The sequence below is a fragment of the Wolbachia endosymbiont (group A) of Sicus ferrugineus genome, assembly GCF_947251515.1.
Classification (GTDB): domain Bacteria; phylum Pseudomonadota; class Alphaproteobacteria; order Rickettsiales; family Anaplasmataceae; genus Wolbachia.
The window spans coordinates 433,495-452,084 of the sequence record NZ_OX366370.1 but is presented as its reverse complement, the minus strand read 5'-3'; the positions used below and the strand labels follow the sequence as shown (position 1 = coordinate 452,084).

18 protein-coding genes and 3 pseudogenes are annotated in these 18,590 nt (G+C 34.8%); 10 read left to right on the top strand and 11 right to left on the bottom strand.

The features are described from left to right. Positions 1 to 48: 48 nt before the first annotated feature. Genes OPR24_RS02285 through der form a run of 3 tightly spaced genes read right to left on the bottom strand, consistent with a single transcriptional unit; the run spans position 49 to position 2,418 of the window. Positions 49 to 591 (bottom strand): demethoxyubiquinone hydroxylase family protein, encoded by a 543-nt coding sequence (locus OPR24_RS02285; RefSeq protein ID WP_265033728.1) that lies wholly within the window; start codon positions 589 to 591, stop codon positions 49 to 51. Next, entirely contained in the window at positions 566 to 1,096 is a 531-nt protein-coding gene (locus OPR24_RS02280) for a disulfide bond formation protein B (RefSeq protein WP_320157126.1), read from the bottom strand. Before OPR24_RS02280 ends, OPR24_RS02285 begins: the two co-directional genes overlap by 26 nt. After that, entirely contained in the window at positions 1,093 to 2,418 is a 1,326-nt protein-coding gene (gene der / locus OPR24_RS02275; protein WP_265033725.1) for a ribosome biogenesis GTPase Der, read from the bottom strand. The genes OPR24_RS02280 and der overlap by 4 nt, the downstream gene beginning before the upstream one ends. A 603-nt stretch (positions 2,419 to 3,021) precedes the next feature. On the opposite strand from der, the gene OPR24_RS02270 reads away from it, so the two are divergent. The 4 genes and pseudogenes from OPR24_RS02270 to secD all read left to right on the top strand — a co-directional run bounded on the left by OPR24_RS02270 (position 3,022) and on the right by secD (position 7,061). Beyond that, on the top strand, positions 3,022 to 3,504 hold the full coding sequence (locus OPR24_RS02270) for a hypothetical protein (RefSeq protein WP_265033723.1): 483 nt from the start codon (positions 3,022 to 3,024) through the stop codon (positions 3,502 to 3,504). A gap of 36 nt (positions 3,505 to 3,540) precedes the next feature. Continuing rightward, positions 3,541 to 3,834 (top strand): hypothetical protein, encoded by a 294-nt coding sequence (locus tag OPR24_RS02265; RefSeq protein ID WP_265033721.1) that lies wholly within the window; start codon positions 3,541 to 3,543, stop codon positions 3,832 to 3,834. Between the two features lie 44 nt (positions 3,835 to 3,878). After that, positions 3,879 to 4,774 (top strand): annotated as a pseudogene (locus tag OPR24_RS02260) (IS630 family transposase). 778 nt (positions 4,775 to 5,552) lie between these two features. Then, positions 5,553 to 7,061 carry a protein translocase subunit SecD gene (gene secD, locus OPR24_RS02255; protein ID WP_265033719.1) on the top strand — a complete coding sequence of 503 codons (1,509 nt, stop codon included), beginning with the start codon at positions 5,553 to 5,555 and terminating at the stop codon, positions 7,059 to 7,061. Here secD and OPR24_RS02250 read toward each other — a convergent pair. Further along, on the bottom strand, positions 7,058 to 7,843 hold the full coding sequence (locus OPR24_RS02250; protein ID WP_265033718.1) for an enoyl-ACP reductase FabI: 786 nt from the start codon (positions 7,841 to 7,843) through the stop codon (positions 7,058 to 7,060). The genes secD and OPR24_RS02250 overlap by 4 nt on opposite strands. 290 nt (positions 7,844 to 8,133) lie before the next feature. Between OPR24_RS02250 and OPR24_RS02245 the strand changes: the two genes are divergently transcribed. Then, on the top strand, positions 8,134 to 8,748 hold the full coding sequence (locus OPR24_RS02245; protein WP_265033716.1) for a hypothetical protein: 615 nt from the start codon (positions 8,134 to 8,136) through the stop codon (positions 8,746 to 8,748). Here OPR24_RS02245 and OPR24_RS02240 read toward each other — a convergent pair. The 4 genes and pseudogenes from OPR24_RS02240 to OPR24_RS02225 form a co-directional block, all read right to left on the bottom strand. Then, positions 8,705 to 9,716 (bottom strand): annotated as a pseudogene (locus OPR24_RS02240) (IS630 family transposase). The gene OPR24_RS02245 and the pseudogene OPR24_RS02240 overlap by 44 nt on opposite strands. 610 nt (positions 9,717 to 10,326) lie before the next feature. Further along, entirely contained in the window at positions 10,327 to 10,905 is a 579-nt protein-coding gene (locus OPR24_RS02235) for an RlmE family RNA methyltransferase (RefSeq protein WP_265033714.1), read from the bottom strand. 76 nt (positions 10,906 to 10,981) lie between these two features. Continuing rightward, positions 10,982 to 11,557 (bottom strand): PopZ family protein, encoded by a 576-nt coding sequence (locus tag OPR24_RS02230; protein ID WP_265033713.1) that lies wholly within the window; start codon positions 11,555 to 11,557, stop codon positions 10,982 to 10,984. Between the two features lie 19 nt (positions 11,558 to 11,576). Then, positions 11,577 to 12,812: a TolC family protein gene (locus tag OPR24_RS02225; RefSeq protein ID WP_265033711.1), complete on the bottom strand. Its 1,236-nt coding sequence runs from the start codon at positions 12,810 to 12,812 to the stop codon at positions 11,577 to 11,579. A 132-nt stretch (positions 12,813 to 12,944) separates the two neighbouring features. Between OPR24_RS02225 and rplM the strand changes: the two genes are divergently transcribed. The 3 genes from rplM to OPR24_RS02210 all read left to right on the top strand — a co-directional run bounded on the left by rplM (position 12,945) and on the right by OPR24_RS02210 (position 14,326). Next, positions 12,945 to 13,403 carry a 50S ribosomal protein L13 gene (gene rplM / locus OPR24_RS02220; protein WP_253309391.1) on the top strand — a complete coding sequence of 153 codons (459 nt, stop codon included), beginning with the start codon at positions 12,945 to 12,947 and terminating at the stop codon, positions 13,401 to 13,403. 10 nt (positions 13,404 to 13,413) lie between these two features. After that, positions 13,414 to 13,869, top strand: a complete 456-nt coding sequence (gene rpsI / locus OPR24_RS02215; RefSeq protein WP_265033708.1) for a 30S ribosomal protein S9 — start codon at positions 13,414 to 13,416, stop codon at positions 13,867 to 13,869. Between the two features lie 145 nt (positions 13,870 to 14,014). Further along, entirely contained in the window at positions 14,015 to 14,326 is a 312-nt protein-coding gene (locus OPR24_RS02210) for an HU family DNA-binding protein (protein ID WP_264688310.1), read from the top strand. On the opposite strand, the gene OPR24_RS02205 is transcribed toward OPR24_RS02210, so the two are convergent. Further along, a complete protein-coding gene (locus OPR24_RS02205) occupies positions 14,319 to 15,026 on the bottom strand; it encodes a pyridoxine 5'-phosphate synthase (protein ID WP_265033706.1) in 708 nt (235 codons plus the stop codon). The genes OPR24_RS02210 and OPR24_RS02205 overlap by 8 nt on opposite strands. A gap of 261 nt (positions 15,027 to 15,287) precedes the next feature. Here OPR24_RS02205 and odhB point away from each other — a divergent pair, with 261 nt between their 5' ends. Continuing rightward, positions 15,288 to 16,460, top strand: a complete 1,173-nt coding sequence (odhB, locus tag OPR24_RS02200; protein WP_265033705.1) for a 2-oxoglutarate dehydrogenase complex dihydrolipoyllysine-residue succinyltransferase — start codon at positions 15,288 to 15,290, stop codon at positions 16,458 to 16,460. 38 nt (positions 16,461 to 16,498) lie between these two features. On the opposite strand, the gene OPR24_RS02195 is transcribed toward odhB, so the two are convergent. Together OPR24_RS02195 and OPR24_RS02190 are read right to left on the bottom strand one after the other, a co-directional pair. Further along, positions 16,499 to 17,164 (bottom strand): tetratricopeptide repeat-containing protein, encoded by a 666-nt coding sequence (locus OPR24_RS02195; RefSeq protein ID WP_265033704.1) that lies wholly within the window; start codon positions 17,162 to 17,164, stop codon positions 16,499 to 16,501. Further along, positions 17,161 to 18,172, bottom strand: a pseudogene (locus tag OPR24_RS02190) (IS630 family transposase). Before OPR24_RS02190 ends, OPR24_RS02195 begins: the two are co-directional and overlap by 4 nt. A 69-nt stretch (positions 18,173 to 18,241) precedes the next feature. Between OPR24_RS02190 and OPR24_RS02185 the strand changes: the two are divergent. Further along, positions 18,242 to 18,574 (top strand): phage tail protein, encoded by a 333-nt coding sequence (locus OPR24_RS02185; RefSeq protein ID WP_265033703.1) that lies wholly within the window; start codon positions 18,242 to 18,244, stop codon positions 18,572 to 18,574. The last annotated feature ends 16 nt before the right edge of the window (positions 18,575 to 18,590 follow it).

Genomic DNA, 18,590 nt, shown 5'->3' with positions numbered 1-18,590 from the left:
TTTCTGGTGTCATCATAACATTAAAAACACTTTAAGAAAGCTGCTTAGTTAAATTAACTTGGACAAGTAAATAGCAGTTTTGCAGCCTGTTTTTATGAATGAAGATAAAATGGTGTAGCCAAATGCGCTTTCAGCATTGTGCTGAATTGCAATATCTCTGTGTTCTAGCTCCTCATCGCGGAATTTACTTATAGTTTCTTTTAATTCCCCATCTTCTAAATGTGAAACTTGCTCTTTGTAGTGCTCCCCTATAACTTCTTCAACTGCAGCAGTGCAAGCCATAGCAGCTTTTTTGCCCATAATGGCAGTTGCAACGCCAAGTGACACTCCTAAAACACGCCAAACTGGCAACAAAACAGTAGGACGAACTTTTTGCTCTTTGATTTTCTCATTAAAATAGTGAAAATGCTTTTTTTCCTGCTCTTCCATTTCAATTATTTCATTGATTATAGAAGATTTTTTAAGAATAAATTTTTGACCAGAATAAATGCAAATAGCTCCATATTCCCCAGCATGATTTACTCTAATTGCCTGTTGCAAGAACTGATTGTTGCTGTACCTTAAATTATTTAGATTTCTTTCTTTCTCCACAATACACCTTACCTGATACGAACAGAGCTGCTATGAGATAAATTAAATTCCATGTTGCTAAGGAAACACCTAGAACGTAATGAGGTCTGTCACAAGATGGAGAGTAATTAGGATTTAGTAGATTATTTCTGAGCTCTTCTATACTAACGTTACCACTTGCTTGCTCTGTACAACCTAAAACATCATGAAATAAGAGGAGTTCAAGACCTACATGATAAAAAGATATTACTGCACCTATGAGGTAGCTGCAAAACATTGCATAGATTAGAATTTTGTTGTCTTTAAGCATGCATATTACTGCAAGTAACCCTGCAACATAGTAAACTACCCGCTCGTATGTACATAACTTGCATGGCAGCATGTTGAAAAAATATTCTAGCATATATGCAAAAATTAGAGCAAAAGCACTTAATAGCAGAAAGATTGTAGGAATTCTGGAGTTATTACACACGACTTTAAGTAAATTATTGTAAGGACCCCTGAAAGTATAAAGCAGAGTATTCATTTTGCATAGGGATTTTTATTTTTTTTCAAAAGTAATCTGACTGGCACGCCTTCAGCAAAGAAATTTTTTCTAAGGTCATTAATTAAATAGCGTTTGTAACTTTCATCAACACTTTCAGGTATGTTACATATCAAAGAAAAAGCTGGAGGTTTAGTACCAATTTGAGCGATATACTTCATTTTAACTGCTTTGCCTTTTACAAGCGGGTGAGAGTGCCTATCTAAAGCATTAATTAGCCACTTATTCAGTTTTGCAGCGCTGACTTTCTTGTTCAAAGATTCACTCACTTCAAGACACTTATCTATCACATCACCGCAGCGCATGCCTTTTAACGCAGAAACTGTTATAGTTGGCACTTCCAAGAATAACCGAGTCACTTCGTGTTGTTTGACAAATTTTATTAACTTACTTCTGTCATCCTTACCTATTAAATCCCACTTATTTAAAATAACAATAATCCCTTTCCCTCCCTTAATTGCAGCTTCACCAATTGATAAATCCTGTTGCTCAATACCAACTAGGGAGTCTAGCATTAAAACTACCACATGAGAGCGCTTGATTGATTCCAAGCTTTTCTCAACAAATCTTGATTCTAAGCCATCTACAACATTCGCCTTTCTTCGAATTCCTGCAGTATCAATGAGAGTAATTAGCTCCCCATTATGATCGTATACAATATCTACAGAATCACGTGTTGTGCCTGGCTCTGAATTCACTATTACTCTGTTTTCTGCAAGTAAATTGTTTAAAAAAGTTGATTTTCCGACGTTCGGGCGACCGATGATTGCGATCCTTAGTTTACTGGACTCACTGCCAAATAGATCAGTGTTTTCATTCAAATTTTCAATAACACCAGCTAATTCATCATAAAGATCAACCATGCCAAGATTATGTTCGGCTGAGATGTATACCGGGCCAAGAAAATCAAAAAACTGCAAATAATCAACATTTTCGGATTTATGACTCTCGCATTTATTTGCTATGAGGATTACAGGTTTATTTATTTTTCTCTTCAGCCACTTTGCAAACTCTTTATTTCGCTCATTTTGCACTTTTGCATCAACAAGAAAGAAAATTATGTTTGAACTGGATAAAGAAAACTCTATTTGCTCAATAACTTGCAGTGAAAAACTAGTTTGGTCGTTCCATCCTCCTGTATCTATAACTTTAAACTCCAGATCACTAATTCTCCCTATTCCCTCACGTCTATCCCTCGTCACCCCTGGAATGTTACTCACTACTGCTGCTTTTCTTCCCACAAGTCTATTAAAAAGGGTCGATTTTCCAGCATTTGGTAGGCCTACTATAGCGATTTTTAGCATAATTCAAGGGCATTTTCTATGTAAAGTAAATTATAATCAAAATTTTTCAATTTAACTATTGACTTTATAGATCACGCAAGCATAATACAACTAGAATTTCTTGTTTTATTATGTCAAGTAGGGGGATATATGGTAGATCAAGGTATACAAAAGCATAATTCAGATTAGATAGATCAGGGGTATATTACTCGTTCTCCTACTCCTACTAATTTTGAAGATGGTGCCATAGATGAGCCTGAGCCTGAGGATGAAGGTACATCTGATCACAATGTACCAAATAAAACGCCTATAGATGAACGATGTCCTAGTTTTTATAGGTGTTTTACAAATGAGCCTGAGGATAAATCTGATCGCAATATATTAAATAAAGCTTTTATAGAAGATGATAAAGATACACCTGATCACATATTAAGTAAAACGTTTATAATAGAAAATGAAGATGAACTTGAAGATTTAAAAGTAACGGGCGCGCCTCAACCAGACATAGCAATATATAAACAAGTTGATGAATGTGTACGAAAAAATACCTTAAGTACATTATTGAACACAAGACGTCAAGCTAGCACCCCACCCTTGTGTAGCGATGAGACAGTCGCAAAGGGAATGATAAAGGAATCGCTAGAACTCATAGCACTTAGAGAAGATAAAAAGATCCTGTTTGGTATGCCATGTAATGTGTTCTCTGAGAATAGATCATTAATAGATTTTTTGGTGTACAACTTATATACCCTAAAAATGCAAGGGTTGTCCACTTATGAAATAGATCAACTAGACCTTCTTTCGTCAAAAGTATTCGACCTAGTTTCAACAGACATTTATATGAGTGAGGAAGCTTTGAAACTCTTACCAACAGATCTGCTAGAGAAACGTAACAATTATCTATCAAATCTAAAACAAATTGTATGTGATAGCATTGAAAACGATAAAAAAGATGGCGTTATACTGGAAAGAGATAATGGACTTTATTATATACAATGTCCAGAGGAAAGCGTTATCACTCCTGCAAAATTTCTGAGTAATCCAGAATTTCAAAATTTAGATGGAGCATTAAAGATCGGGGAAGGAGATGATGTAATACGAATATAAGATGGAAAATATCATGATATAAAGGGCAGATTCCAGATGACTTTTCCAATAAGCAACAGTGAAAAGATTGTGATAACCTTATCTTCTGAAAAAGCTGACAAGCCCGAGAATGCCTCAAGCTTTGGCAAAATAATGGTGCATATGGATGATAAAAGTTGTGAAATCTTCTCAAAGTATCTTGAAAAGCTAGAAAAAGAACCTCGTATAAGCAAGGTTGTTGAAGCTGCTAAAAGTTTTGTCGAAGAGAAAAACGGAAAACAAAGTGAGCTATTTAGTGTTCTGGAAGAAGTTATACCAATTCCCACTATACAAAGAACGGATAGACAATAATAGAAAAAAAGCCATACTAAAGTAAGTGAAGTAGCGAGGTATAAATGGCATTAAGATCAAAATTATTGGATGAAAAAGTAGTAGAATCAGCAAAAGAAATGCTGAAGAAAGTAAGGAACAATGCATATGTTTCAAAAAAACTAAATGCTGTAATTGCAGCAAAAAAGCATAGTATAACGGCTGTAGCAAAAATATATTGCATTTCAAGAAGCGCACTAACTTCGTGGGTAAAACTCTTGAAATTTGGCAGAAAAGAAAAACTGTTTACTCCTCCACAACGGCGTAGAAAAACTAAATTAAATCAGGATCAACTACGGCAAATTGAAGAGTGGATAGAAGAAAATCCTAATATTACCATTAAAGAAATGAGAATAAGAATCCAGGAAAAGTTCGGATTAAATATCAGCAAATCTACAGTACACCGCTATATGCAAAAGATGAAATTCTCATATATTACACCCAGACCAGTTCATAATGGACAAGATAAAAGCAAACAAGAGGAATTCAAAAAAAAATCTCAATGGAGCTATTAGCAAGTATCCAGAAAAAGAGCTATTTTTCTTTGATGAATCAAGGTTTGGCACACATTCAAAGGTTGGACATGGGTGGTTTAAAAAGGGGATTAGAACACAGGTTAAAACAAAATTAGTTAGGCAAAATTTCTATCTCTATAGTGCGGTTAATCCTAGAAATGGAGAGAGTTCTAGCTTATTTGCACCAAATGTCAACACTGATTGCATGAACATATTTCTTGAGCAGATGTCGCAATATCTAGAAACACGAGAGGCTTTGGTTATATATAAAACAGAACATTTTGTGCAATAAAATATACGATACAATTGCTCTGCTTTAGGGTGCTTTGTGCAAATTTATTACTTCTCTTGCCAGCTCCACAATTAAACAACTCTGCAATTTCTCCTATTTGACTGACCAACAATGAGAATTGGTATCAGAGTATCAAATTTTATATATAGCTAACAGATAAGATTCTTGATGGGGGCTAGTTTGCTTGTGAACAAGCAAACTAGCATAGAAAGTAGCTGATCTTATACTAAATGAATGTTTTTGATGAGGTTGCATAGAAGCTGGATTCCAGTGTCAAGCACTGGAATGACACCATTTCCGTGAATATTGCTCTTAATTTGTAACTAACCTAAGCCATAAATATTTAAGAAATTTACCAAATGAAAAAAAAGGCAAAAAAAGCCCCGTTGGTGACTAGTTATTTATATGTACTTCAAAATATTGGCGTTTTTTATTCTAAACGCTACGATTCAGCCGCTTTTAAATGCGATTAACCTAAATTATAAACGTTAAGAAATTTACTGAGCGGAAAAAAAGGCAAAGAAACCCTAGGGTAGCTAGTATTCAAATTCTCCCTTGTCATTTGACGTCTTTTACTGTCTTAAACGCTTTATAAGCACGTTTCAGCTTATATAGGTAGAAACCTAGAAGTTTTATAAAGACATGAGGTGCACATAGTGCAAAAATTAAGCATGATTTACGCCAAATACATTAAGTTTTTTGTCATTAATCCACTGCAGAGATTGCGAAGATAAATAAATAGCTTCACTGTTATGATAAGGGGGCTGGCGAAACTTGTCAAGGAAGTTTTTCGTTTCTATAGCTACTTGGATGACACCATAGGTTATTTAGGCAACAGAGAATTTTACAAAAATCTATTTTTAACTTACACTGCAATTTTAAACCTACAACTTATGTACAACAGGCTTATAGTCAAATCTTTTTCAGTATTATGCATTTGTTTACTTGCTTTATACATAACACTGCCAAATTTCTTTGATAATAAGCTTTTCATTTCGAAAAAAAGAATAAACTTAGGCCTTGACCTGAAAGGAGGGGCATCTTTGCTTCTAAACATAGACTTAGACTTCTATTTTAAGGAAAAGCTAGGCATGCTAGCTGATGAGATAAAAGAGACATTGATAACAAAAAATATTGAATCTAACGTACAAAATAGCGTTGTAACTTTAAATAATATTGATGACTATAAAAAAGCATCTGTGTTGATTAATGCGATAAATCCAAATTTAGAGCTAAATAGAAAAGATTCTTCAATTCTCATTTCGTATAAACCCCATTATAAAAATTCTTTGATCAGTGAAGTAGCTGCAGAATCAATAAACAATGTCCAGCGGCGTTTGGACAAACTTGGCACAAAGGAAGTCAGCGTTCAAAAACAAGGGCAGAATAAAATATTAGTGCAGGTGCCTGGAGTAGAAGACACCAAGCAGATAAAATCTCTGCTTGGCAAAACTGCTAAGCTAGCTTTCCACTTGGCAAACACTAACGTAGCCAAGGTGCAGGATATAGATCACGAAACTACTGTCATGCTCAAGGACTCTTTAGGCAATTCTTATCCGATATTTCGCAAAACTGAAATAGGTGGCGATTCGCTGGTTAACGCATCAGTTAGATTCGGCAATTTAGGTAAACCGACAGTGCATTTTAAATTTGACAGCATAGCGAGTAAAAGATTCGCGAAAATCACTAAAGAAAATGTAGGAAAACCTTTTGCAATTGTTCTGGATAACACAGTCTTAACAGTACCTACAATACGTGAGCCAATTTTAAATGGAGAGGGAGAAATTAGCGGTAATTTCACTGAAAAACAAGCAAGCGAACTTGCAATACTTTTAAAATCTGGAGCACTGCCAGCACCACTTAAAATAATTGAAGAAAAAAACATTGGCCCAAGCCTTGGAGAAGAATCAATAAAGGCAGGGGAAATGGCAGCAACAATCTCTATTGTAGCCGTGGCTTTATTTATAATTATCACTTACGGCAAATTAGGTGTATTGGCCTCTGTTGCGCTTTTTTCTAATGTAATTCTTATATTATCAATTCTCACTCTGCTTGAAGCAACTCTAACTTTACCTGGAATTGCAGGTATTGCACTTACTGTCGGTATGGCGGTGGATGCAAATGTTTTAATATTTGAGCGAATTCGCGAGGAAATCAAATCTGGCAAGAGAGTGGAACGTGCTATTGAAGAAGGGTTTAAAAACGCTATAAAGACAATACTGGATTCAAATATCACTACATTAATTGCTGCAGGAATAATGTTCATTATTGGCAGCGGAGCAATTAGAGGCTTTTCTGTCACTTTATCAATAGGAATTTTATGTTCGATGTTTTCTGCAATCACAGTCACAAAACTCCTGATAGAGTTGTGTATGAACCCGAAGGAACTAGTGCTTTGTTAGTCAACCACCTTCATTCCCACAACGTTATATCCTGAATCGACGTGCAAAATTTCCCCAGTAGTGCCACTACTTAAGTCGCTTAATAAGTATAGCGCTGCCTTGCCAACATCTTCTATTGTGACGTTGCGTCTAAGTGGAGAATTATTTCTATTCCATTCTGATATGAAGTGAAAATCGCTTATTCCAGAAGATGCTAAAGTTCTGATTGGACCAGCGGAAATGGCATTTACTCTGATATTTTGTGGTCCAAGATCACATGCTATATATTTTACACTTGCTTCAAGTGCTGCTTTACATAAACCCATAACGTTATAATTTGGCATAACTTTTTCAGCGCCATAATAAGATAAAGTAAGTAAACTACCACCACCTGACATCATTCTTTCAGCTCTTTGCGCTAAAGCAGTGAAAGAATAGCACGATATATGCATTGCATTGAGAAAGTTGTTCAGTGAAGTATCGACATATTTACCATTTAACTCATTTTTATCGGAGAATGCTATTGCATGCACCAAAAAGTCAAGAGTACCCCATTTTTTCTCTATTATTTTAAAAGCGTTATCTATGATTTTTTCATTTGAAACGTCACAGTGTAATATTAGCTCCACATTTAATTCATCTGCTATTGGTAATAATTTTTCTTTTACTATTTCGTTCTGGTAGGTGATTGCAAGTTCTGCCCCGTGCTCTGAGAGAGTTTTTGCTATACCGCATGCTATCGATCTCTTATTTATTATTCCGGTTATTAATCCCTTTTTGCCTTGTAATAGACTTGTCGTCATAGAACTATCTGTTTTTTTATAATTTGGAGTATTAACTAGGCAAAGTCAAGATATCACTATGTTTTAAAACATTTTTTGCAGTAACTTGAAGTCTAGTATTAGCAATACCACTGTTAACAAAAAGGCAGCGATGAGAGTTTCTAGCAGTCATCTATAACAGTTTCTTAGATTGCTTTTTATTAAAAAAACAAAGCTTTATTAATTAAATATTATAGTTAATAATTACACTTTCTTGACAAGTAATTAAAATAGTGTTAAACTGCGTGCATAAAATAATTAGTGAGGTTACGATGTTAAGTGATATTATAAAACAAGCTAGTGGCTGGGATACGAAAGCACTAGCTAAGATATTTAGTAACAAAAAATTTCTTAGGTCAGCTGATGGTGATAAAGAAAAGTACCTAGCAGATCTGATCTCAGGATACGCTGTAACTCTGCCAAGAGAAATAATACCTGATAGTGTTACTCTGGATGCTTTGTGTTTTACTCATAAAAAAGATCCTTTAACTCTACCTATTTTATTAAGATATTTCACTCATAAAAATTTACTTCAAGAAGCCAAAGATGATTTGGATAAACTAAATCAAAAGCTGCAAGGTGCAATGGATAAAGATTTAAAAGATCTGCAAGACAAGCAAAAGAAATTACAAGAAGATAGAACTAATTTAAATAATGTAGAAATGCACAGTGAAAAGGCTAAAGCACTTGCTATAGATAAAATAGACGAACAAATAACGAAAGCTTCATCTGAGATCAAAAAACTCGAGTTATATAAAGAGGACATCACAAACCTTCTTAACGGTGGTAAAACAAAATCAAATTCTTATCCATCCAAATATTTCTCTATACTAATACCAATTCTCATTGTTGGTCAGTCAAATAGGAGAAATTGCAGAGTTGTTTAATTGTGGAGCTGGCAAGAGAAGTAATAAATTTGCACAAAGCACCCTAAAGCAGAGCAATTGTATCGTATATTTTATTGCGCAAAATGTTCTGTTTTATGTATAACCAAAGCCTCTCAACAGGATTGAGTTCAGGTGAATATGGAGGTAGGTATATAATCTCAATATTTTTAGCTACCTTTAAATTTTTTGACTTATGCCAACTAGCACAGTCCATAACAAGAACAGCTTCTCTTGTCCCTAGATATTGCGACATTTGCTCAAGAAATACATTCATGCAATCAGTGTTAACATTTAGTGCAAATAAGCTAAAACTCTCTCCATTTTTAGGATTAACTGCACTGTAGAGATAAAAATTATGCCTACCTAATTTTATTTTAACCCGAGTCCTAGTGCCTTTTTTAAACCATCCATGCCCAACTTTCGAATGTGTGCCAAACCTTGATTCATCAAAGAAAAATAGCTCTTTTTCTGGATACTTGCCAATAACTTCATTGAGATTTTTTTTTGAATTCCTCTTGTTTACTTTTATCTTGTACGTTGTGTACTGGTCTTGGTGTAATATATGAAAATTTCATCTTTTGCATATGGCGGTGTACTGTAGATTTGCTGATATTTAATCCGAACTTTTCCTGGATTCTTATTCTCATTTCTTTAATGGTAATATTAGGATTTTCTTCTATACATGCTTCAATTTGCTGTAGTTGATCCTGATTTAATTTAGTTTTTCTACGGCGTGATGGAGGAGCAAACAGTTTTTCTTCTCTGCCAAATTTCAAGAGTTTTATCCACGAAGTTAGTGCGCTTCTTGAAATTCAATATATTTTTGCTACAGCCGTTATACTATGCTTTTTTGCCGCAATTACAGCATTTAGTTTTTTTGAAACATATGCATTGTTCCTTACTTTCTTCAGCATTTCTTTTGCTGATTCTACTACTTTTTCATCCAATAATTTTGATCTTAATGCCATTTATACCTCGCTACTTCACTTACTTTAGTATGGCTTTTTTCCCATTATTGTCTATCCGTTCTTTGTATAGTGGGAATTGGTATAAGTAGCCCCTTCTCCCTTCATTCCAGCCGCCCCTATGATGTCATTCCAGTACCCTCTTCTGTCATCCGAGTAGCTGACACTGGTTTACTTTCATGACAAAAAAAGGAGCACTGGAATGACATCATAGGGGCACTGGGATGACACCTTAGTAGAGATCGCTTTTGTAATTGTAACATTCGTGTAATCTTTAGCCATAAATATTTAAGAAATTTACCAAACGAAAAAAAGGCAAAAGAAACCCCGTGGTAATTAGTGTTCACCCCCTAATCCTGCAAATTGGCGTACTATACTGTCTTAAACGACTTATAAGCGTGTTTCGGCTTATATAGGTAAAAACCTAGAAATGTTGTGAAGACATAAAGTGCACATAGTGCAAAAAATTAAAAATAAGACGCCAACTACGTTGTTTTTTTGCTGTTTAATCTGTACAGATGAAGATAACTGAATACCTTCAGTTTCATGATAAGGGGGCTGGCGGAGTTTGTCAAGGAAGTTTTTTCGTTTCTGCGGGCTACCTGGGTTAATATTATATAGGAGTTCTGCTGCCAATAAAGCCTAAACTTACCAAATACATTTCTGTAGATTCAGATCTACTTGACTTTGGTTTAAAATATTTTACTGTTTTAAACATTTTTTTTAGCTCGTTACAAAAATCTTTATCAGATTCTCCTTGGAAAATTTTTACTACAAACGTGCCACCATGGCTCAAGAAATGCTTTGCAAAATTGAGCGCTGCCTCACATAAAAGCATAATTCTGATATGATCCAACGATTTTAAACCACAAGATTCGGGCGCCATGTCAGATAAAATTACATCAAATTTTTGATCCTTGAATTTTTCTCTTAAAATTTCAAGCCCATTGATAATATCACATTGTATAAACTCTACTCCATTAATTGCGTTCATTGGTTTCATGTCAAGAGCAACTACATTTGCACCTTTCTGAGACGCGACTTGTGACCATCCACCAGGAGAAGCACCAAGATCAATAATTTTTTGCCCTTCTTGGAATAATTTAAATTTATTATCCATTTCTACCAGCTTATATGCTGAGCGTGACCTATAACCATCCTTACTAGTTTTTCGCACATACTGATCATTCAAATGACGATGTAGCCACCTTGTTGAAGATAGTTTTCTGCCTCTAGCCGTCTTTACTCTAGTTTTTATTGCTAATACCCTACTTATTATTGATTATATCTTTGAGCTCCTTTTCAACTACTTCTTTTACCAGTGCATGTAGATATTTATTCAGCCATTCTGAGAGCTGAGGTTTTAAAAGAGATGTAACTAATTCTTCAACAGTAAGATTCGCTCTTTTTTGTTGTTTATGCTGCAATTCGTTTTGCATTTTTCCAAGCAGCGCTTTGATCTCTTCCATATTCTCTTTTAAAATTAGATGATCGTTATTTTGCGCTTGTAAGCCGCTATTACTCGCTTTGTTATTACTTATTTTGATATTATCGTACAAATAAATATCTTTTTTTTCTTCTGAATTGTAGCTATGGCCATTAAATTGGTTATTGTTGCAAGCCATTTCCTCACTTTGCTCATCATTATCAATGTCCTCTTTTTCACTATTTTCTTTTTTGCCATCTTCTTCCATGTTTTCTGGATACTCTTCCTCAAGGTATAGCACATCATCATTTTCATCCTTTATTTCTGCTTTATCGTTACTTGCGTTTTTACCCGATATAGCTTTTTTTATATCTTCTAGAATATCTTTTACAGATTGATTGCCTTGTTCATCATGCATAGTGCTAATACCATTAAATTTAGAGATTTATACTATTAATTATAAAAAGCAAATTATAAACACTAATCACATAATTGCTTTTTGCTTCAACTAAGTCTGAAGATGCTTTAAATAATGCATCTTCAGTGTCCAAAAGGTCAGATGTACTCTTTAGACTTAAGTTTACCTCTTGCTTAACTCCTTCCAATGCTAAAGCTGCTGCTTTTTCCGCTTCTTGACTTGCTTTAATAATGGCTTTTGCTGTTAGCACATTATTCCAAGCATTTACAACTGCTTGTTCTATATTTTTTACCGTTTCATAATAATAGTAGGTAGAATTTTTTGCATCCATTTTAGCTTTACTGACACCAAAAGCATTCGCTCCTTTTTTAAAGATTGGAACATCAAGAGTAAAAACTATATGAACATTTTCTAATAGCTTGTCTAATTTTACACCATCCTTCCCAAAATCTTTGCTTGCGCTTAGATTTAAAGAAGGAAGCCACTTGGAGCTTTCAGCGATCACTTCCATTCCGGCTGCTCTTTTTTGATAAACTGCTGCTTTTAGAGATAAATTATTGGTTCTTGCTAATTGTAAACATTCATTTAGCTCTGGAACAGAAGGTAGTTTATCATTAGCCTCAGAAAGGTCATCAGCATCTTCGCCAATCAAATGATAATAAGCAATATTTGCCAACTTTAATTTACCTTCAGCATCAACTCTTTCGGATATAGAAGACGAAAATTTTGCTTTTGCTAACGAAACTTCAGCATTGGTTACCTCTCCAAGGGAAAAGCGTTTTTTCATAGCTGACAAATGTTCCAAAGAAACGCGTTCTTTATGTTCTCTGAGCTTTAATATTTCTGTCTTTTGTAAAACACCAACATATGCTTCCACAGCATTAAGTGCAACCTCTTGTTTTAATCGCTGAAATCGCATTTTTTCTGCTTTGAGAAGATGACTTGATCGACTGAATGTGGCAAAGGTGCCACCGCCATCTATTATCCTTTGGCTTAATATCAGACGTTTTCCAGGTTGATTAGGTTGATTATAAAGATTAAAATTACTATCAAAATTGTACTGCAAACTAATGTCAGGTAAAAATCCAGCTAACCCAGAAGACTTAAGATGTTTTTCTGCGCTTTTATATTGGTAAAATTGAGACTTTATTTTTGAGCTATTTTTGATCGCTTTGCTTATAACTTCTCCCACATCGGTTGCATAGCAACTTATAGTACTAAAAATGATCGCAAGTGTGATAATCAATCGAAACATTTTACTTCCTATGCATATTGGTTGCGCAGCTCAATTACTAACATAAATTACTTTAATAATCAATAACTAATATTGTTGACACTATTGAGAAATTAAGTATATAGTAGCTTACTATTGTTTAGTTAAATTACAATGAAAACTTTTTTCTTAAAAGAGAAACAAATCGACAAAAAATGGTTTGTCATAGATGCAGAAGGATTAGTGGTAGGAAGGCTTGCAGCATTTGTAGCGACACTATTGCGTGGAAAGCATAAACCTGAGTATACACCTCATATGGATTGTGGCGATAATGTAATTATTATCAACGCAGAAAAGGTGCATTTTACCGGGAAGAAGCTTAAAGATAAAATTTACTATAAGCATACAGGTTATTCTGGTGGTTTGAAGAAAACTACTCCAGATAATATTTTAAATGGCAAATTTCCTGAGCGTGTAATAAAAATGGCAGTGAAAAGGATGCTTGATGATGGCCCTATGGCGCGTAGACGCTTTGAAAATTTGTATGTTTATTCTGGTTCAGAGCATAAGCATCAAGGGCAGCAACCTGAAAAGATAGATTTTGCCTCTTTGAATCGTAAAAATAAAAAGTAATGGAGTAAAAATGAAGAGTTCTACAATAAATAATAGTGATTGGTCAGAAAAGACAATTAAATCAGCAGTTGATTCGCTTGGTCGTTTATATGCTACAGGCCGAAGAAAAGAATCTGCAGCAAGAGTATGGATAAAGCCGGGAAGTGGAAAATTTAGTGTTAACAAAAAAGGCGATCTAATTTCTTATTTTAAAAGAGAGTCAGTGTGCCAAATAGTGAAAATGCCATTTGTAGCAACTTCTACTTTAGATAAATATGATGTATTTGCAACTGTAAAAGGTGGAGGGCTATCTGGTCAAGCAGGTGCTCTAGCTCATGGAATAAGCAGAGCTTTAAGTAGTGTAAGCCAAGATTTGCATTCTATATTACGTAATGGTGAGTTCTTCACTAGAGATTCGCGTGTTGTTGAACGTAAGAAATATGGTCAACATAAAGCTCGGAAAAAGTGTCAATTTTCTAAGAGATAGTTATTTCATAGTGGTGTTTTTTTGTAAGTATTATACAAATATTTGCAAAAGTGTATGATATCCTCTATTTTTGTGATGAATTTAGTTGACTATCGGTGTCAACATAATATGCTATTTGTGTGATTTTTCAATATTAAGGTAATTTATGAGTAAAGAAGATATAATAAAACAATTAAAGGAAGATTGTTCTGGTCAGAATATAGATATAACAAAATCTGATTTGAGCAAGATTCATGATGCGTTTATTAAAATAATAAAGGATGAGCTGCATGGGAAAGGTGAAATACGTTTGCATGGAATAGGAACATTTTCTACTGCTATAAGTCAGGAGAAACAATGTCGTAACCCCCAAAATGGTGAGATCATGACTGTTCCTGAAAAGACAAGGGTAAAATTTAAAGCAAGCCAAACTCTTTTAAGTATTTTAAATGAGAAGGAAAAAGCAGCAGTTAGTTAGACATTATCATTTTCATTGTTTTTACTATGCTGTGTAAGCCATAAAATACAGCTTCGCTAATTAAATAGTGGCCTATGTTAAGAGCTGAGATGTGAGGTATTCTTGTCATCTTCTTAGCGTGTTTATAAGTTATGCCATGTCCTGCATGGCATTCTATTCCTAATTTATTGACGTACTCTGCAGCATTAGTAATTAACTGTAACTTTTTCTCTGATGGATTATCACAGTAATCCCCTGTGTGAATTTCTATTATGTCAGGTTTTATCTCTAGCTTCTCAAGATATTTTAGTTGATTAATATTTGGATCGATAAACAGTGAGACTTTTATGCTAGAGCTATGCATTTCCTCTATTATACTAGAAAGTTTACTGTGCATATTCACGATATCCAGGCCACCTTCGGTTGTTAATTCTTCTCTTTTTTCTGGTACTATACTAATCGAATAGGGTTTTACCTTTTTTGCTATTTCAAGCATTTCTTCCGTGGCTGCAATTTCAAGATTTAGCTCAGTGCTAATGCTTTTTTTTAGGTTAAATACGTCTTCATCTCTAATATGCCTTCTATCTTCTCGTAAGTGTACAGTAATAAAGTCTGCTCCAGCGTCAATGGCTATTTCTGCTGCTTTCAATAGATCTGGGTAGGAAGTTCCGCGTGCGTTGCGGAGGGTTGCAACGTGATCAATATTAACACCTAGTTTCACAATCTACCTCAAAAATTATTTATGGATTATACATGTTATTAGGTCTTTTGCATAGTCATTGTTTGATTAGCAATACCATACCGAGAGACGGGGTTGGCGAAATGTGTCAAGATGGCCTAGCATCACGCGCTGGAATGACATTTGGGAGTATGTTATCCGTTTGTCACTTCTAAATGATAAGAGCCTCAATGAATTTATTAGTTTATTATATGTCTCTTTTCATGTATAAATCTATAGAAAGTTTTATACGGAAGTTGTTTTATGAGCAAAATTATAGAAATCAGAGCGCCAAAAACTCTTGGTGGTGAGTCAGTTACGGAAGGTATAGTAAAAATAAAGAAAAATATTGGAGAAGCAGTAAAAGTAGATGACTTGATCTTTGAAATTGAGACTGACAAAACAGCACTCGAATTAACTGCAGAAGCTTCAGGGCAAATAACTGAATTTCTTGTAAAGGAAGATGATGTGATAAGTCCTGATCAATTGTTAGCGAAGTTTTCCGTGGGGGAAGTAAAAGAGGAAGCGAGAAAAGAAGATAAAAGTGAAAGTTCTGCTAAAAAAGATGCTCCATCAGCTCGCAAAATTATGGAAGAAAATGCAATTAATGCAGAAAGTGTCAAAGGAACTGGCATGGGAGGCAGAGTAACAAAGGCAGATGTGATAGGCCACATGAACAAAGCAGAACAGCCTGCAATAAAACAATATGAATTGCCAAAAAGTGTAGTAAGTGGAGAGCAAAGAGAGGAACGAGTAAAAATGAGCAAAATAAGGCAAGTAATTGCCGCTCGTTTGAAAGCGTCGCAAAATACTGCCGCAATACTGACCACATTCAATGAAATTGACATGAAAAATGTCATGGATCTAAGAGCAAAATATAAGGACACTTTTGAAAAAAAATATGGAATAAAACTTGGTTTTATGTCGTTTTTTATAAAGGCAGCGGTGCAAGCACTGAAAGAGATCCCTGAAATTAACGCTGAAATCTCAGGCGATGAAATCATATATAAACATTACTATGACGTAGGTGTTGCTGTTGGCACCGATAAAGGTCTTGTTGTGCCAGTTATTCAGAGTGCCGATCAGATGTCATTTGCAGAAATTGAGTTGACTTTAGTTGCTCTTGGCAAAAAAGCACGAGAAGGCAAATTACAAGTATCAGAAATGGAAGGTGCAACATTTACCATCTCAAACGGTGGAGTATACGGTTCACTTCTTTCCACTCCGATAATAAACCCTCCGCAATCTGGAATACTTGGAATGCATTCAATACAAAATAGGCCAGTTGCCGTGGGTAATGCAGTAGAAATCAGACCTATGATGTATATCGCTCTCTCTTATGACCACAGAATAGTTGATGGCAAAGGAGCAGTGACTTTCCTTGTCAAAATAAAAAATTATATAGAAGATCCAAATAGATTAGTTTTGGAAGTGTAGCTCAAATGAGTTGTTGTTAATCTAGTGTTGCTAAAAGCCTAAATATCATCTAGTTCTGCCAGTAGTTTAGCAACTTTAGAATGATCAGGGCCATAATGCTTCTCAAAAATAGGTAAAGCCCGTTCAAGCAACTCCCTTTTTTTCTCGTGGTCATCTAAAGCACCATAAGCAATACCTAATTCTACCAGTAGTTTAGCAACTTGAAAATGATTAGAGCCATAACATTTCTCAAAAATAGATAAAGCTCGTTCAAGCAACTCCTTTTGTTTCTGAGAATCACCTGAATTCCCATAAGCATTACCTAGGTTTGTCAGTGCAATGGCAACTTCAAAATGATTAGCCTCATAATATTTCTCTTTAATTGCTAAAGCCCGTTCAAGCAACTCTTTTGCTTTCTTATAGTTACCTAAAGCACTATAAGTATTACCGAGGTTTGCCAGTTGTTTAGCAACTTGAACGTGATCAAGACCGTAATGTTTCTCAAAAATAGGTAAAGCACGTTCAAGCAGCTCCTTTTGTTTCTGAAGATCACCTGAATCCCCATAAGCGACACCTAGGTTTGCTAGTGATTTAGCAACTTGAACATGATCAGAGCCATAATGTTTCTTGTCAATTGCTAAAGCCCGTTCAAGCAACTCCTTTTGTTTCTTATGATCACCTAAAGCACCATAAGCGCCACCGAGGTTTGTTATACCAATTCTCATTGTTGGTCAGTCAAATAGGAGAAATTGCAGAGTTGTTTAATTGTGGAGCTGGCAAGAGAAGTAATAAATTTGCACAAAGCACCCTAAAGCAGAGCAATTGTATCGTATATTTTATTGCGCAAAATGTTCTGTTTTATGTATAACCAAAGCCTCTCAACAGGATTGAGTTCAGGTGAATATGGAGGTAGGTATATAATCTCAATATTTTTAGCTACCTTTAAATTTTTTGACTTATGCCAACTAGCACAGTCCATAACAAGAACAGCTTCTCTTGTCCCTAGATATTGCGACATTTGCTCAAGAAATACATTCATGCAATCAGTGTTAACATTTAGTGCAAATAAGCTAAAACTCTCTCCATTTTTAGGATTAACTGCACTGTAGAGATAAAAATTATGCCTACCTAATTTTATTTTAACCCGAGTCCTAGTGCCTTTTTTAAACCATCCATGCCCAACTTTCGAATGTGTGCCAAACCTTGATTCATCAAAGAAAAATAGCTCTTTTTCTGGATACTTGCCAATAACTTCATTGAGATTTTTTTTTGAATTCCTCTTGTTTACTTTTATCTTGTACGTTGTGTACTGGTCTTGGTGTAATATATGAAAATTTCATCTTTTGCATATGGCGGTGTACTGTAGATTTGCTGATATTTAATCCGAACTTTTCCTGGATTCTTATTCTCATTTCTTTAATGGTAATATTAGGATTTTCTTCTATACATGCTTCAATTTGCTGTAGTTGAGCCTGATTTAATTTAGTTTTTCTACGGCGTGATGGAGGAGCAAACAGTTTTTCTTCTCTGCCAAATTTCAAGAGTTTTATCCACGAAGTTAGTGCGCTTCTTGAAATTCAATATATTTTTGCTACAGCCGTTATACTATGCTTTTTTGCCGCAATTACAGCATTTAGTTTTTTTGAAACATATGCATTGTTCCTTACTTTCTTCAGCATTTCTTTTGCTGATTCTACTACTTTTTCATCCAATAATTTTGATCTTAATGCCATTTATACCTCGCTACTTCACTTACTTTAGTATGGCTTTTTTCCCATTATTGTCTATCCGTTCTTTGTATAGTGGGAATTGGTATAAGGTTTACTTTGCGTAATAACAGAGAAGAGGTGAAAGATATTTCTTCTTTTGGCTGGAGAAAAGTGCTCGATTGTGCTGGAAGCAGACACATTACGATAAAAATTAATGGAATTTTAGACTCTGTATTAGCTGATGAATTATTACGTAATTCTGCTATATTAAACTCTAATAATGATTATGAAATTAATTTTAACACTAAGGAAAAGATCAGATTACGGTGTTCAGTTGAACTATATGAGAGATATTATGACCCCGCTGCTTTTGACAGTTTTACTGTAATTTTAGCGAGTGCTGAAGTTGTAAACGCTTTTCATTAATGTTAATTTAATTTTT